The sequence below is a fragment of the Streptomyces sp. NPDC002640 genome, assembly GCF_053592575.1.
On sequence record NZ_JBSFVZ010000006.1, the window covers coordinates 254954 to 270859 of the forward strand.

Here is a 15906-nt window from a genome sequence, read left to right on the forward strand (position 1 = left end):
GCATCGCATCCCCGAACCTGGCCGACGCGTCACCCCCGGGCCGCCCGAGCCCCGCTTCAGGGTCGTTCGGCGGGTACCACCGTCCAGGTGGGCTCCAGGTCGACTATGTCGCCGTCGAGGTCGGCGACGTCCGCCTCGAGCTGCGCGCGCAGGGCGAGCCGTTCCACGCGTTCGGCGCGGTACTTGGCCCGCTCCGCGGCCGACTGCCACATGGAGAGGATCATGAACTCCGGTCCGGGCGCCTCGGCGAAGAGTCCCCGCACCATGCCGGGCGAGCCGGCCATGGCGGGGTTCCAGACCTTCTCCTGCATCAGCGCGAAGTGCTCCGCACGCTCCTCCCGCACCCGGCAGTGCGCGACCCGCACCAGGTCCGCCTCCGCGAAACGCGGCCGGAAGCCGGTCTTCACGTCGAACCGGTGGGTGAAGAGCCGGACCCGGGGGTCGCGGAAGGTGCCGGCCTGGGCGGTGGCCAGCCGGTCGTGGGAGAGCGCCATGAACGAGTCGTAGAGCACCCGGCTCTCCCAGAAGGAGAAGAGGTGCACCACACCCGGCCGCACCCGGCTCCAGCCTCCACCCTGCCCCTGGAAACCGGACTCGCCGCGCAGACCCGCCCATTTCCGCTGCCCCTGCTCGAACCCGCGGGGGTCCGTGACGGTGCAGCGAATCCACTTGACCAGCACCGCGCCATCGTACGGCCCCGAGGCGCGCCGCTGGAGGGCGCGAACTACCGGCGCACTCACCGGTGATGACTCGCACACGCGTGGCAGGATGGACAACCGGCCTTCCGAGCCGTCCGGTTGGACCTGTGAGGTGACCAACTCACCCCATCGATACGGCTGTCCGGAGACCGCACGGACTCAGACCCAGCACACCCAGCACACCCAGCACACCCAGCACACCCAGCAGACCAGGGAAGGGGAGACCATGTCCGGCAGCGTTTCCGGCATCGGCAAGGGGATCGCGAAGGTCGAGGTGTCACTGAAGTGGGACCCCAGCCCGATGGGGCAACCGGCCATCGACCTCGACCTGGTGGCGGGGGTCTACCGGCACGACGACCCGCACGGCGCTCCGGCGTACGTGGTGCACTTCGACAGCCGCTCCCCCGACGGGACGATCACCCTCCACCGGGACAGCCGCGACGGCAAGGGGTTCGGCTGGGACGAGGTGATGACGCTGGAACTCGGCCGCCTCGCCGCCGGCTACGGCCGTGTGGTGGTCGGCGCGGTGGTGCAGCAGCGCACCGGTGAGCGCGCGTTCTCCGGGGTCCCGCAGGCCAGGTACCGGGTGGCCGAGGGCTACACGGAGCTCGCCGAGGCGGACTTCGCGCGGGTCGGGGAGGCCCGGGCGGCCACGCTGTGCGAGTTCGTCCGGGAGGGGAACCGCTGGGAGTTCCGTCCGGCGCTCCGCGGGTTCGCGGACGCGGAGGGCTTCCCGCTGGTGATGGGATCCGCCCGCAACGGCTGATCGCACCGCCGGCCCACCACCGGCCCGCCATCGGGCGGGCACCGGCCGGGCACCGGCCCGAAGGCCCCGGTGCGCGCGACGTGCGCGCGCACCGGGGCCTTCGGCAATGCGACGGTCAGCTGCAGCCGCTGGTGGAGCCGCAGCCCTCGCAGACGTAGCAGGAACCGGCCCGCTGCATCTTGGTGCCGCAGGAGAAGCACAGCGGGGCGTCGGCCTGGATGCCCAGCTGCATCTCTACCAGCTCCGCGTTGGTGTGCGACTCACGCGGCGCCGGCTTGGCCGCCGGGGCCTCGGCCTTCGGCGTCACCACGGGCGCCGACTGGGCGAGGGTCTCGGTGTCCAGGTCGTCCTCCTCGAAGATCGGCTCGTAGGAACCGGTCTCCAGGTGGCGCTGACGCTCCTCGGCGGTGTGGATGCCGAGCGCGGACCGCGTCTCGAAGGGCAGGAAGTCCAGCGCCAGGCGGCGGAAGATGTAGTCGACGATCGACTGCGCCATCCGCACGTCCGGGTCGTCCGTCATGCCGGCCGGCTCGAAGCGCATGTTGGTGAACTTCGAGACGTAGGTCTCCAGCGGCACGCCGTACTGCAGGCCCACCGAGACGGCGATGGAGAAGGCGTCCATCATGCCGGCGAGGGTCGAGCCCTGCTTCGACATCTTCAGGAAGACCTCGCCGAGACCGTCGTCCGGGTAGGAGTTGGCGGTCATGTAGCCCTCGGCGCCGCCGACGGTGAAGGAGGTGGTGATCCCGGGCCGTCCCTTCGGCAGGCGCTTGCGCACCGGGCGGTACTCGACGACCTTCTCGACCTTGGCCGGGGCCTCGGCGACCGGGGTCTCGGCGGCGGGCTTCTTCTCCTCCTCCTTCTTCTTGGCGGAGAGGGGCTGGCCGACCTTGCAGTTGTCGCGGTAGATGGCGAGCGCCTTGACGCCCAGCTTCCACGCCTCGAAGTAGATCTCCTCGACCTCCTCGACGGTCGCCGTCTCCGGCATGTTGACCGTCTTGGAGATGGCGCCCGAGATCCACGGCTGGATCGCGGCCATCATGCGGACGTGGCCCATCGGGGAGATGGCGCGCTCGCCCATGGCGCAGTCGAAGACCTCGTAGTGCTCCGGCTTGAGGCTCGGCGCGTCGATCACGTTGCCGTGCTCGGCGATGTGGGCGACGATCGCCTCGATCTGCTCCTCCTGGTAACCCAGGCGGCGCAGGGCCTGCGGGACGGTGCCGTTGACGATCTGCATCGAGCCGCCGCCGACGAGCTTCTTGAACTTGACCAGGGCCAGGTCCGGCTCGACGCCCGTGGTGTCGCAGCCCATGGCCAGACCGATGGTGCCGGTCGGGGCCAGGACGGACGCCTGGGAGTTGCGGAAGCCGTGCTGCTCGCCGAGGCGCTGGACGTCCTGCCAGGCCTCGGTCGCGGCGGCCCACACCGGGGTGTCGAGGTCGTCCATGCGGACGGCCACGGCGTTGGCGTCGGCGTGCTGCTTCATCACGCGCTTGTGCGGCTCGGCGTTGCGGGCGTAGCCGTCGTACGGGCCGACCACGGCGGCCAGCTCGGCGGAGCGGCGGTAGGCGGTGCCGGTCATCAGGGAGGTGATGGAGCCGGCCAGGGCCCGGCCGCCCTCGGAGTCGTAGGCGTGGCCGGTGGCCATCAGCAGGGCGCCGAGGTTGGCGTAGCCGATGCCCAGCTCGCGGAAGGCGCGGGTGTTCTCACCGATCTTCTCGGTGGGGAAGTCCGCGAAGCAGATCGAGATGTCCATCGCGGTGATGACCAGCTCGACGACCTTCTGGAAGCGCTCGACGTCGAAGGACTGGTTGCCCTTGTTGTCGTCCTTCAGGAACTTCATCAGGTTCAGCGAGGCGAGGTTGCAGGACGTGTTGTCCAGGTGCATGTACTCGCTGCAGGGGTTCGAGCCGTTGATCCGGCCGGACTCCGGGCAGGTGTGCCAGTGGTTGATGACGTCGTCGTACTGGATGCCCGGGTCGGCGCAGGCCCAGGCGGCCTCGGCCATCTTGCGGAAGAGCGACTTGGCGTCGACCTCCTCGATGACCTCGCCGGTCATCCGGGCGCGCAGCCCGAACCGGCCGCCGGACTCCACGGCCTTCATGAACTCGTCGTTCACGCGGACCGAGTTGTTGGCGTTCTGGTACTGGACGGACGTGATGTCGTCGCCGCCCAGGTCCATGTCGAAGCCCGCGTCGCGCAGGGCGCGGATCTTCTCCTCCTCCTTCACCTTGGTCTCGATGAAGTTCTCCACGTCGGGGTGGTCGACGTCGAGGATGACCATCTTGGCGGCGCGGCGGGTGGCGCCGCCCGACTTGATGGTTCCCGCGGAGGCGTCGGCGCCGCGCATGAAGGAGACCGGGCCGGAGGCGTTGCCGCCGGAGGAGAGGAGCTCCTTGGAGGAGCGGATGCGGGACAGGTTCAGGCCGGCGCCGGAACCGCCCTTGAAGATCATGCCCTCTTCCTTGTACCACTCCAGGATCGACTCCATGGAGTCGTCGACGGAGAGGATGAAGCAGGCGGAGACCTGCTGGGGCTGGGGCGTGCCGACGTTGAACCAGACCGGGCTGTTGAAGCTGAAGATCTGGTGCAGCAGGGCGTAGGCCAGCTCGTGCTCGAAGATCTCGGCGTCCGCGGGCGAGGCGAAGTACTTGTTGTCCTCGCCGGCCTTGCGGTACGTCTTCACGATCCGGTCGATGAGCTGCCGGAGGCCGGTCTCCCGCTGCGGCGTGCCCACCGCGCCGCGGAAGTACTTGCTGGTGACGATGTTGACCGCGTTCACCGACCAGAAGTCGGGGAACTCGACGCCACGCTGCTCGAAGTTGATCGAGCCGTCGCGCCAGTTGGTCATGACGACGTCACGGCGCTCCCAGGCCACCTCGTCGTACGGGTGCACGCCGGGGGTGGTGTGGATGCGCTCGATGCGCAGTCCCTGCCGGGCCGCAGCAGCCTTGGAACCCTTGGCCCGGGACCCTCGTGCCGGACCGCTCGCCGTCTCTGTCATGCCGCCTCCCTGTATCGGGCAAAACGCCCTGAAGTGCCTCGTTCTTCCCGTGGCACGGATCTGTCTTCTCCGTCGCGGGACGTCCTCGCACCGTCGCCCGCGACCTGTCTCGCGTCCACCGCCGACCCGCCGGCCCGGAGCCCTGCCCCCGGTGCCGGCCCGCTCGTCAGTCGGCGGCGCTCACGGGCACGGGAGCCTTCTGCTCCACCTGCCCGCGGTCGTCTTCCCGGGCCCGATCACCCGAAGCGCCCTCGCCCGGCTCCGTCTCGCCGTCGGCGGGCCGCGGCTCGGCTTCCCTCAGCTCCGCGATCGCGCCCTCGAAGTCCTCCAGGGACTCGAACGCCCGGTACACGGACGCGAAGCGCAGGTAGGCCACCAGATCGAGCTCCTGCAGCGGGCCGAGTATGGCCAGCCCCACGTCGTGCGTGGTGAGCTCGGCGCTGCCGGTGGCGCGCAGCGCCTCCTCGACCCGCTGGCCCAGCTTCGCCAGCGCGTCCTCGGTGACCGGCCGGCCCTGGCAGGCCTTGCGCACGCCGTTGATGACCTTGGTCCGGCTGAACGGCTCGGTGACCCCGGACCGCTTGATCACCATCAGCGAGCACGTCTCGACGGTGGTGAACCGACGGGTGCACTCCGGGCACTGCCGGCGCCTGCGGATCGACGTGCCGTCGTCGGTCGTACGACTGTCGACGACACGGCTGTCGGGGTGCCTGCAGAAGGGGCAGTGCATGGCGTTCCAACCCTCCTCGCAAGCAGACTCAACAGCCTCGTCGGACCCCGTGGGCCCTTCGAAGCGAGCACCAGCATAGGCGATGACCTGAGGCTCGAAGACCACACCCACCACAACTTCTGGGTCGCGCCGCACATACAACCACTAGATGTGGGATCAGGCCCGGAAATTGGGGATTCACGCACCTCAGCCGCGCGTGTCTTGGCGAGGCGGGCCGCGACGGCCCGTGCGGCGCCCGCGGGAGCCCGCCGGGCGCCCCATGGCGAGTCCCGTGGCGAGGCCCGTGGCGAGCCCCCTGCCGGACTCCGGCCGGGTACCCCGGCGCGCGGCCGTCAACGCTTGGGGAGGTAGCGTGAGCACCCCGCGCACACGGCGCGCGGCTCCTGCGCGGATGCCGGGCCGAAGGGGGCCATGGGGTCGGCCCGACGGGGTACCGGATGGCAGACTGAGCCTCCGACCGGACCGGACCGCCCGGTGCGCGAACCGCTGAAGCCTATCTCGTTGCCCGGTTTCGCCCCGACTCGGGGTGGTGTGGGGGCCTTATACCCGAACACGGACACGTGTCAGAGGGATCGGCATTTTTCACTCGAACGTGTGTTTGGCGCAACCTTTCGAAAGCCTCTACCGTTGTGCAGCAGGGAGACCATCGAGAGGGGCCGACGTGACCACCACCGCAGACAGTGCCACCATCACCGCCCAGGACCGCTCCCAGGGGCGCCTCGAGCCGCCACACGCGGTGAACAACGCGGCCGGGATCAACACCGCGATGAACGAAGCCGCGCATCCCGAGGGACCAAAGCGCTCCCTCCCGGGCCGACCTCCCGGCATCCGGGCGGACAGCTCGGGCCTCACCGACCGCCAGCGGCGCGTCATCGAGGTGATCCGGGATTCGGTGCAGCGCCGGGGCTACCCGCCGTCCATGCGGGAGATCGGGCAGGCCGTCGGCCTCTCCAGCACCTCCTCCGTGGCGCACCAGCTGATGGCGCTCGAGCGCAAGGGCTTCCTGCGCCGGGACCCGCACCGACCCCGCGCCTACGAGGTCCGCGGCTCGGACCAGGCGGCACCCGTGCAGCCCACCGACACGGCGGGCAAGCCCGCGGCCTCCTACGTGCCCCTGGTGGGCCGCATCGCCGCCGGTGGGCCGATCCTGGCCGAGGAGTCGGTCGAGGACGTCTTCCCGCTCCCCCGACAGCTCGTGGGCGACGGTGAGCTCTTCGTGCTGAAGGTCGTCGGCGACTCGATGATCGAGGCCGCGATCTGCGACGGCGACTGGGTCACGGTCCGCCGTCAGCCCGTCGCGGAGAACGGCGACATCGTGGCGGCCATGCTGGACGGCGAGGCCACCGTGAAGCGCTTCAAGCGCGAGGACGGACACGTCTGGCTGCTCCCGCACAACGCCGCCTACGAGCCCATCCCGGGTGACGACGCCACCATCCTGGGCAAGGTGGTCGCGGTTCTGCGCCGCGTCTGAGGCCGGCGGCCTCCCGGCCGCGTCCGACCGGGCCCCGGAACCTCTGCGCCGGTTCCGGGGCCCTGCTGTGCCCGCTTGACCCGGGCGGAGCCGCCCGGGTGGAGGCCATGCCGCTCAGGCGGAAGGCCGGCTACCGCCCTTCCGCCTGAGCGGCCGCGTCGATCGCGGCGAGCGACCGCCGTACCTGGTTGCGGTCGGTGGTGTACCAGAAGTCGGGCATGGAGGCTTTGAGGAAGCTCCCGTACCGTGCCGTGGCCAGCCGCTGGTCGAGGACCGCGACCACGCCGCGGTCTCCGGTGGCGCGGACCAGCCGTCCGGCGCCCTGCGCCATCAGCAGAGCTGCGTGGGTGGCGGCGACGGCCATGAAGCCGTTCCCGCCGCCTTCCTCCACGGCCTTCTGCCGGGCGCTCATCAGCGGGTCGTCGGGCCGGGGGAACGGGATCTTGTCCATCACCACGAGCTGGCAGCTCGGCCCCGGCACGTCCACGCCCTGCCAGAGGGAGAGCGTGCCGAACAGGCAGGTCCTGGGGTCGGCGGCGAAGTTCTTGATGAGTTCGCCGAGCGTCTCCTCGCCCTGCAGGAGGACGGGGAACTCGGGGATCCGCTCGCGGAGCTCCTCCGCGGCGAGCTGGGCGGCCCGCATGGAGGAGAACAGTCCGAGGGTGCGCCCGCCGGCGGACTGGATCAGCTCGGCGAGCTCGTCCAGCATGTCCGCCCGGTCGCCGTCCCGGGCGGGCCGGGCCAGGTGCTTGGCGACGTAGAGGATGCCCTGTTTGGGGTAGTCGAACGGCGAGCCGACGTCGATGCCCCGCCAGGTCGGCAGGTCGTCGCCCTCCACGCCCTCGGGGCCGAGGCCCAGCGATCCGGCGACGCCGTTGAAGTCCCCGCCCAGCTTGAGCGTGGCGGAGGCCAGCACGACGCTGCGCTCCGTGAACAGCTTCTCCCGCAGCAGCCCGGACACCGACATCGGCGCCACCCGCAGCGAGGCGCCGAACCGGTCGTGCCGCTCGTACCAGACGACGTCGTACTCTCCCCCGTGGGTGATCCGCTCGGCCACCGCGTGGACGTTCTCCACGGAGGCCAGGGCCTGCTTGCGGACGGCGTCCTCGTCCTGGACGGACTTGTCGCGGGTGTTGCCGATGGCGGAGATCACCGACCGGCAGGCGTCCCGCAGCGCGGTCAGGGCGTAGCCCAGGTCCTCGGGGATCTCCTCGAGGCGGCCCGGCAGCGCCAGCTCCATCACGCGCTCGAAGCCCTCGGAGGCGGTCTGGAGCTGGTCGGCGAACTTCTCGTCGACCAGCTTGGCGGCGCGGCGCACCGCGCGGTTGACCTGGCCGGGCGTGAGTTCGCCCGTGGCGACGCCGGTGACCCGGGAGACCAGTTCGTGGGCCTCGTCGACGATCAGCACCTCGTGCTGCGGGACCACGGGCGCGCCCTCGATGGCGTCGATGGCCAGCAGCGCGTGGTTGGTGACGATGACCTCGGCCAGCTTGGCCCGCTCCCGGGCGGCCTCGGCGAAGCACTCCGCGCCGTAGGCGCACTTGGAGGCGCCGAGGCATTCCCGGGAGGACACCGACACCTGCTGCCAGGCGCGGTCGGAGACGCCCGGGGTGAGGTCGTCCCGGTCCCCGCTCTCCGTCTCGTCGGCCCAGTCGCGCAGCCGGAGCAGGTCCTGGCCGAGCTTGCTGGTGGGGGCGGCGGCCTCGAACTGGTCGAAGAGTCCCTCGTCCTCGTCCTGCGGCACGCCCTCGTGGAGCCGGTGCAGGCACAGGTAGTTGGAGCGGCCCTTGAGCGTCGCGAATTCGGGCCGGCGGCGCAGCAGCGGGTGGAGGGCGTCCACCGTGCGCGGCAGGTCGCGTTCGATGAGCTGCCGCTGGAGGGCCAGGGTGGCGGTGGCGACGACCACCCGCTCCCCGTGCGCCAGGGCGGGCACCAGGTAGCCGAGCGACTTTCCGGTACCGGTGCCGGCCTGGACCAGGAGGTGGGTGTTGTCGTCGATGGCCTCCGCGACGGCTTCGGCCATGGCCACCTGGCCGGGACGCTCCGTGCCGCCGACGGCCGCGACTGCGGCGTGCAGGAGTTCGGGGAGTGAGGGCTTCGTCATAGCCCCACCCACCCTAGTGCGTCCCTCCGACAACGCTCCGCCGCCGGATCAGGAGGGCGGCGCGCTTGCCGGGGAGTTCCAGGGTGGTGGTCCGCCGGAAGCCGGCCCTGCGGAAGGCGCCGAGGGAGGCGTGGTTGCGGACGTCGGGCTCCGCGACCACGCGGGGGCAGGCCGGGCGCCGGTCGAGCACCAGCCGGGCCACCGCGTCCAGCAGCAGGCCGCCCAGGCCTCTGCCGCGGTCGGCTGCCTCGCCGATCAGCAGATGCACGCCGGTGTCGTGGGGGCGCGCGGGGTAGTGCGCCGCGAGCGGGTCCAGGTCGGCGCGGTAGATCTCCCAGTAGCTCGTCGGCCGTCCGTCGAGCAGCCCGAGGCAGGGCACGCTGCGGCCGTCGCCCTCGGTCTGCGCGCGCAGGTGGGCCTCGGTGCGGTGGGGCGGCCCGGCGAGTTCCCAGAAGGCCGCGACCACGGGGTCGTTCATCCAGCGGGTGATCAGCTCCAGGTCCTCGCGCCGGTCCGCGCACCGGTCCGTCACGGGGCGCAGCCGGAACCGGCCGGCCCGGGTGGCGACGGGACCCCAGGCGCCGACGTCGTCCAGGAGGTCCGCCCGGGTGCCGGCCCGGACGTCGGCGGGCGCGGTCGCGGGTGCGGTCGCGGGTGCGTCGGCGGGCGCGGTCGCGGGTGCCGTCGCGGGCGCGGTGGCGGAGCCGTTCACGCCGCGTACACCGGGTTGGCGAGGGTGACGTACACGGACTGGGTGTCGACCGGGCCGACCAGTTCGTCCATGCCCCGCAGCCGGGTGAGCAGGTTGGCCTTGCAGCGCAGCAGGGGTTCCTCCAGCAGCCGGGCCGGGAGGGTGGAGCGGGTGCGGTGCGGGCCGGTGGCCGCTGCGGCGAGGAAGCCGCGGAACGCGGCCAGCAGCAGCCTCTCGTCGGCGAGACCTTGCGAGCCGAACGCGCCGATCAGGCCGAGGACGTTGTTGACGCCCAGGTAGTAGGCGAACCGTTCGTCGGCGACGGCGTCGTCGACGAAGGTGTCGCTGCGGTCGCCGATGCCGGGCAGTCGCGCCTCCAGCGCGGCACGGTGGGACGCGCGGAAGTAGTAGCCCTGGTTGTCGCGGCAGCGGCCGCCGGCCGGCCAGCCGTCGGCGTCCAGCAGGACCAGCGTGTTCTGCTGGTGCGCCTCCAGGGCCACGCCGGCCTCGCCGTCCAGCCAGAGCACGGGGCGCACCACGGCGTGCAGGTACCGCAGGAACCACTCCGCCGCCACGGCGGCCGCGGGCCGGCCGGTCGCCGTGGCGATCCGGGTGACCAGACCGGCCAGCCGGGAGACGGGCTCGCCGGGGCGGCGGACGCAGGCCGGCCGGGGCGCGCAGAGCGCGGCCACGCAGGTGACGTCGTCGGACGGACCGAACGGGTTGTGCCGGATCACCGCGTCCAGGCCGCGCACCGGGCTGCCGTCCGGGTGGTCCACGGCCAGCCAGGCGGGGTCGCGGACGACGTCGAAATCGGGGTGGGCGGCGTGCCAGGCCCTGCCGAGGTCGCCGCCGAGCAGCCGGTGGACCTCGACGCCCCGGTGGAGTTCCTTGCGGAGGTTCTCGCGGCGGGAGTTGGTGATGCGCAGGCCCAGCGAGAGCTTGAGCATGGCGGGCGCGCCGGTGCGGTACAGGGTGCGGACGGAGGAGGTGGGGCTCCACGGCGCCCCGTGCGCGCCGAGGTCGGTCAGCAGCCCGGCGTCGAGCAGGGCCGCCACCCGGTCGTCCTCCCGCAGGCGCCGCCACTGCCAGGGGTGCACGGGGAGCAGCGCGTGACCCGCGGGAACGTCGGCGGGCGCGGGGCCGAGGAGGCGGGCGGTGAGGTCCGGTGCGGGGACGGTCCTGCCGCGCTCCTTCCAGGCCGAGTCGGCGGCGAGGACCTGAGGGGCGACGGCGATCCGGTGCAGGGGGAAGGAGCCGCGGGTCTCCGGGGAGAGGCGGAGCAGTTCCTCGTCGGTCATGCCCTCGCGGCTCTTGGGCGTCGGGTGGAGGGGGTGGCCGAGGAGGAGAGCCTGCTCGGCGTCGAGGAAGGCGTCGGGCGTGGGATCCGGGCGGCAGGCCCGGTCCGTGAGGAACGCGGCGGTCCGGCGGGCCGAGTCGATCACCCTGGCCACCAGGTCGAGGCCGTGGTCCGCCGCCTCGGCCGCCGTCTCCCGGGCGAGCAGCGCGGCCAGCAGGGCGGGGCCGACCGGCGGCGCGGACGCGGGGGCACCCGCCTGGCGGGCGGGGCCGAAGCGGTGCAGTCCGGTGGGCGACCAGTGCAGGACCGGGACGACCAACTCGGTGGCGCCGGCCGGCAGCGGCACGTGGAGTGCCCCGCCGGCCGGAGGGGCGGGCAGGTTGCGCTCCCGTACCCAGCAGCGCAGCAGGTTCTCCACGGTCACGGCCTCGGCCACCGCCCGAGGGTCCACCCCCTCCAGCGGATCCGCCCCCGCGACGCCCTCACCGCACGGAGCCCGCCACTCCCCTCCCCCGTCCGCGGCGCGAGGGTCGAGCGGCGCCCCCGGGGCGACGGCGGTGTCGGCGGGAATGCCGGCGGGGGTGTCCCCCGCGGCCGGGGCGGCGGACGGTGCGGGGATCGGTGCGACGTTCAACTGGGTCCTTGCCCTTACTCAAGTCGTTCTGAGGGTCGTTCACGATCGGCGGGCGACGCCTGCCACCGCTTCCACCGCGTCGGCGAGCCGCTGCAGCACGGCGTCCGCCTGCTCGTCGCTGACCGTCAACGGCGGCAGCAGCCGCACCACTTCGGCGTTCGGTCCACCGAGGCCGACGATCAGCCCGCGCCGCAGGCACTCCCGCCGCACCGCCCCGGCGAAGGTGGACGCCGGGAGGCCGGCCGCAGGAAGGCCGGCCCCGGGAAGACCGGCTCCGGAAAGGCCAGGCCCGCCGAACCCGTCTGCCGCGAACCGCAGCCCGAGCATCAGCCCCCGCCCCTGGACCTCCGCGACCGCCGGGAACCGGGCGGCCAACTCACGCAGTCCTCGGCCCAGTCGGCCGCCCACCACCGCGGCACGCTCGGCCAGCCGGTGCTCGCGGACGTGGGCGAGGGTGGCGGCCCCGGCCGCCATGGCGAGCTGGTTGCCGCGCGGCGCGGCCGTCGGCTCCACCGTGTCCAGGTCCGCCCGGTGCACCACCACGGCCAGCGGGAGGCTGCCCCCGATCGCCTCGGCCAGCACCATCGCGTCGGGCGTCACGCCGCTGTGCTCCACGGCCCAGAAGGCGCCGGTCCGGCCCACGCCGGTGACCGTCTCGTCGACGATCAGCGGCACGCCCTGCTCCCGCGTGGTCTCCCGCAGCCGCCGCAGGCGCTCGTCGCAGACCGGTTCGACGACCGGTTCGACGACCCCTCGGGCCGCTCCGGCCACTCCGGCCGCTCCCCGGAGCAGGCCGGAGGCCACCGCCGCAGCGTCCGCCGCCGTGGGGCCGCAGAACCGGACCCGCGCGCCGCGCGCCAGCCCCGGCGGCAGCGTGGCCAGCAGCTCGGCGACGAACCGCTCCTCCACCGGCGTGGTCAGGTCCAGCACGCCGATGGGCGCGCCGGAGTCCAGCACCTCGCGCACCGCGGCCAGCACCACGGGGTGGTTGTGGCCGAGCACCAGCGCCCCGTCGCCGGACAGGCAGTCGAGGTAACGCCGCCCGTCCGCGCCCTCGATCGTCATCCCCCGCGCCCGCACCGGCACGATCGGCAGGGCGCGCGCGTAGGTCCGCGCCGACGCGTCCCGCGCCGGCTGTCTGCGCACGGTCTCGGTCAAGGCCACCCTCGGTCCTCCCGCTGTCTCACGACATCGGGGCCGGACCTGGACAGCCGTCCCCTCACCGCTACAACGGCCGCGGCTCCGGCCGGGACACGGGTGAAACGCGAGTTCCGGGAAAGCAGCGGAAGGACCCGGCTCCCCCTCGTGACGGAACCGTTGCCGATCCGTCGGCAGCCGCCCACAGCGACCGCCTAGGGTGGCGGTGGCCGATCGGGCACCGTGGGTGACCGGTCCCGGCAGTCCCGAGCGCACTCACATCAGGGGGAGTTCCGAACATGCGACCCATACGCCCGCCCTTCCCGACCGGCCGGGGACGGAGCGCGGGCCGGACGCCGGGCAGCCGGCGCACGGCCTTCCGTCCGTTCGCCGCCGTGGCCCTGGCGTCGGCCCTCGCGCTGACCGCGGGCGCCTGCAGCCCGGAGGGCACGCAGGCCTCCGACAAGCCGGCGGTGAACGTCCCGGACCTCGGCGACGGCAAGATCGAGATCCCGCAGGAGCTGACCGACAAGCTCAAGGAGTACGGGATCGACCTCGACGAGTGGCGGGGCGGCGCCTGGAAGAACTGGGACAAGGACGACTGGCTGCGCGAGGCCGACCAGTTCATCAACCCGATCATCGAGGACCTCTGGAACCCCGACCGGATGCGTGAGGCCGAGGAGCCGGACAGCACGGTCGACGAGAACGACATCTCCGGCGACCAGGGCGTGACCGACCCGACCCCCGCACCCGTGCAGGCCGCCGAGGTGTCCGCGCCGTACAGCGACGCGGCGCCCGCCTCGGGCAAGCTCTTCTTCGACGGTCCGAAGGGCACCATGGTCTGCTCGGCGACCGTGGTGGAGGACCCGGCCAACCCGGGCAGGTCCAACCTGGTGTGGACGGCCGGGCACTGCGTCCACGCGGGCAAGGAGGGCGGCTGGTACCGCAACATCGCCTTCGTGCCGTCCTACAACGACCAGGCGCTGACCGGGCAGGACCTGGCGGGCGCCGCTCCGGAGAAGATCGCCCCGCACGGCCTGTGGTGGGCGCAGGTCGCGATGACCTCCGACCAGTGGATCGAGCAGGGCGGCCAGACCGGCGGCAACGGTGCGCCGTTCGACTACGCGGTGCTCAAGGTGACTCCGGAGAACGGCGGCGGCAAGTCGCTGGAGGAGACGGTCGGCACCGCCCTGCCCGTGGAGTTCGACGCCCCGGCGGTGCCGGAGATCGACAGCATCACCGCCACCGGCTACCCCGCCGCGGCCCCGTACGACGGTGAGCGGATGTTCCAGTGCCAGGACGAGCCGGGCCGGCTGTCCATCGTGGCCGCCGACCCGACCATGTACCGGATCGGCTGCTCCATGACGGCCGGGTCCTCCGGCGGCGGCTGGGTCGCGGAAGGCTCGGACGGCAAGCCCGCGCTGGTGTCCAACACCTCCATCGGCCCGATCTCCGCGGGCTGGCTGGCCGGGCCGCGCCTCGACGAGCAGGCCGAGAAGCTCTACGAGGCCGTCGGCGCCCAGTAGTCACCGCTTCGCCTCTCGCGGCGAAGACGAGGGCCCGCCCTCCCGGTCGGTACCGGGAGGGCGGGCCCTCGTTCGTTCGGTGCTCGGTCAGGCGGCGGCCGGCGTGTACGGAGCGAGCTCCGCGGCCAGTTCCTCGTGCACCCGCACCTTGATCAGGGTGCCCTCCGCGGTGTGCTCCTCGGAGATCACCTCGCCCTCGGTGTGGGCCCGCGCCACCAGCTTGCCGTGCGTGTACGGCACCAGCGCCTCGACCTCGACGGCCGGTCGGGGCAGCTCCGCGTCGATCAGCGCCAGCAGCTCGTCGATGCCCAGCCCGGTGCGGGCCGACACGGCGATGGAGCGCTTCTCGAGCCGCAGCAGCCGCTGGAGCTCCAGCGGGTCCGCCGCGTCCGCCTTGTTGATCACGACGATCTCCGGCACGCCGGTGGCGCCGACGTCGCGGATCACCTCGCGCACCGCGGCGAGCTGCTCCTCCGGGTTCGGGTGCGAGCCGTCCACCACGTGCAGGATCAGGTCGGAGTCGCCGACCTCCTCCATGGTGGAACGGAACGCCTCGACCAGGTGGTGCGGAAGGTGGCGCACGAAGCCGACGGTGTCGGCCAGCGTGTACACCCGCCCGCTGGGCGTCTCGGCACGGCGCACGGTCGGGTCCAGGGTCGCGAACAGCGCGTTCTCGACCAGGACGCCCGCGCCGGTCAGGCGGTTGAGCAGCGAGGACTTGCCGGCGTTGGTGTAACCGGCGATCGCGACCGAGGGCACCTTGTTGCGGCGCCGTTCCTGACGCTTCACCTCGCGGCCGGTCTTCATCTCCGCGATCTCCCGGCGCATCTTCGCCATCTTCTCGCGGATCCGCCGCCGGTCCGTCTCGATCTTGGTCTCACCGGGACCACGGGTGGCGAGGCCGCCGCCCTTGCCGCCGCCCATCTGACGGGACAGGGACTGACCCCAACCGCGCAGTCGCGGCAGCATGTACTGCATCTGCGCCAGCGCGACCTGCGCCTTGCCCTCGCGGGACTTGGCGTGCTGGGCGAAGATGTCGAGGATCAGCGCCGTCCGGTCGATGACCTTGACCTTGACGACGTCCTCGAGGTGGATGAGCTGGCCGGGGCTCAGCTCACCGTCACAGATCACGGTGTCGGCGCCGGTCTCGATGACGAGGTCCCGCAGCTCGTTGGCCTTGCCGGATCCGATGTAGGTGGCCGCGTCGGGCTTGTCGCGCCGCTGGACCACACCGTCCAGCACCAGCGCGCCCGCCGTCTCCGCGAGGGCGGCCAGCTCGGCGAGCGAGTTCTCGGCGTCCTTCGCCGTGCCCGAGGTCCACACCCCGACGAGCACGACCCGCTCCAGACGGAGTTGCCGGTACTCGACCTCGGTGACGTCCTCGAGCTCGGTGGACAGACCCGCGACGCGTCGCAGGGCCGCGCGCTCGGAGCGGTCGAACTGGTCGCCGTCCCGATCGCCGTCGATCTCGTGGCTCCAGGCGACGTCCTCTTCCATCAGGGCATCGGCCCGAAGGGCGTGCGCGAATCGCTCGGAGTCCTGGGAAGTGGATGAAGAGGAGGTCATTGGGTCCTTACGTCGAATGGTGGAAGACGGGCCGTGTGGTCCATCACTGTGCTCAACGTCCGAATGCCCCGAGTGATTCCCGGGCAACCCGCCGGCACCCCTCGATGCTCCCACGGCGCCGCCGCCCCGTCACCGGGTTATCCGCCGCGACGGGCCGCCGGTGCACCCGCGCGGCCGTCACCCGGGTGCGCCGGGGGCCGGGCGCGGCGGCCCCGGGCACGCGCCCGCCACCGCCGGGTCCGGCCGTGTCCGGTCCGGCCGCGTCCGGTCCTGGTGCGT

The 15906-nt window shown here is 72.6% G+C and carries 11 protein-coding genes; 3 read left to right on the plus strand and 8 right to left on the minus strand.

Features of this window, described 5'->3' with window-relative positions:
• Window positions 1-56: 56 nt before the first annotated feature.
• On the minus strand, window positions 57-680 hold the full coding sequence (locus ACWD3O_RS11070; protein WP_451409098.1) for a YdbC family protein: 624 nt from the start codon (window positions 678-680) through the stop codon (window positions 57-59).
• 244 nt (window positions 681-924) lie between these two features.
• Between ACWD3O_RS11070 and ACWD3O_RS11075 the strand changes: the two genes are divergently transcribed.
• Window positions 925-1464, plus strand: a complete 540-nt coding sequence (locus ACWD3O_RS11075; RefSeq protein WP_451415706.1) for a TerD family protein — start codon at window positions 925-927, stop codon at window positions 1462-1464.
• Between the two features lie 115 nt (window positions 1465-1579).
• On the opposite strand, the gene ACWD3O_RS11080 is transcribed toward ACWD3O_RS11075, so the two are convergent.
• Both ACWD3O_RS11080 and nrdR read right to left on the minus strand, forming a co-directional pair.
• A complete protein-coding gene (locus ACWD3O_RS11080) occupies window positions 1580-4468 on the minus strand; it encodes a vitamin B12-dependent ribonucleotide reductase (RefSeq protein WP_451415669.1) in 2889 nt (962 codons plus the stop codon).
• 166 nt (window positions 4469-4634) lie between these two features.
• On the minus strand, window positions 4635-5198 hold the full coding sequence (gene nrdR, locus ACWD3O_RS11085; RefSeq protein ID WP_451409095.1) for a transcriptional regulator NrdR: 564 nt from the start codon (window positions 5196-5198) through the stop codon (window positions 4635-4637).
• A gap of 661 nt (window positions 5199-5859) precedes the next feature.
• Here nrdR and lexA point away from each other — a divergent pair.
• On the plus strand, window positions 5860-6669 hold the full coding sequence (lexA, locus tag ACWD3O_RS11090; RefSeq protein WP_451409094.1) for a transcriptional repressor LexA: 810 nt from the start codon (window positions 5860-5862) through the stop codon (window positions 6667-6669).
• A 130-nt stretch (window positions 6670-6799) separates the two neighbouring features.
• Here lexA and ACWD3O_RS11095 read toward each other — a convergent pair whose 3' ends face one another.
• Genes ACWD3O_RS11095 through ACWD3O_RS11110 form a run of 4 tightly spaced genes read right to left on the minus strand, consistent with a single transcriptional unit; the run spans window position 6800 to window position 12556 of the window.
• On the minus strand, window positions 6800-8773 hold the full coding sequence (locus tag ACWD3O_RS11095) for an ATP-dependent DNA helicase (RefSeq protein ID WP_451409093.1): 1974 nt from the start codon (window positions 8771-8773) through the stop codon (window positions 6800-6802).
• Window positions 8774-8786: 13 nt separating this feature from the next.
• The gene (locus ACWD3O_RS11100; protein WP_451415707.1) at window positions 8787-9590 is read right to left on the minus strand and encodes a GNAT family N-acetyltransferase; all 804 of its coding nucleotides are present in this window, start codon (window positions 9588-9590) and stop codon (window positions 8787-8789) included.
• Window positions 9482-11398 (minus strand): IucA/IucC family protein, encoded by a 1917-nt coding sequence (locus tag ACWD3O_RS11105; protein WP_451415670.1) that lies wholly within the window; start codon window positions 11396-11398, stop codon window positions 9482-9484. Before ACWD3O_RS11105 ends, ACWD3O_RS11100 begins: the two co-directional genes overlap by 109 nt.
• Window positions 11399-11437: 39 nt before the next feature.
• Complete coding sequence (locus ACWD3O_RS11110; protein WP_451415671.1) at window positions 11438-12556, minus strand: aminotransferase class III-fold pyridoxal phosphate-dependent enzyme; 1119 nt, start codon at window positions 12554-12556, stop codon at window positions 11438-11440.
• A gap of 278 nt (window positions 12557-12834) precedes the next feature.
• On the opposite strand from ACWD3O_RS11110, the gene ACWD3O_RS11115 reads away from it, so the two are divergent.
• Window positions 12835-14061 carry a trypsin-like serine peptidase gene (locus ACWD3O_RS11115; protein ID WP_451415672.1) on the plus strand — a complete coding sequence of 409 codons (1227 nt, stop codon included), beginning with the start codon at window positions 12835-12837 and terminating at the stop codon, window positions 14059-14061.
• A gap of 87 nt (window positions 14062-14148) precedes the next feature.
• Here ACWD3O_RS11115 and hflX read toward each other — a convergent pair whose 3' ends face one another.
• Complete coding sequence (hflX, locus tag ACWD3O_RS11120) at window positions 14149-15627, minus strand: GTPase HflX (RefSeq protein WP_451409088.1); 1479 nt, start codon at window positions 15625-15627, stop codon at window positions 14149-14151.
• Window positions 15628-15906: the final 279 nt, after the last annotated feature.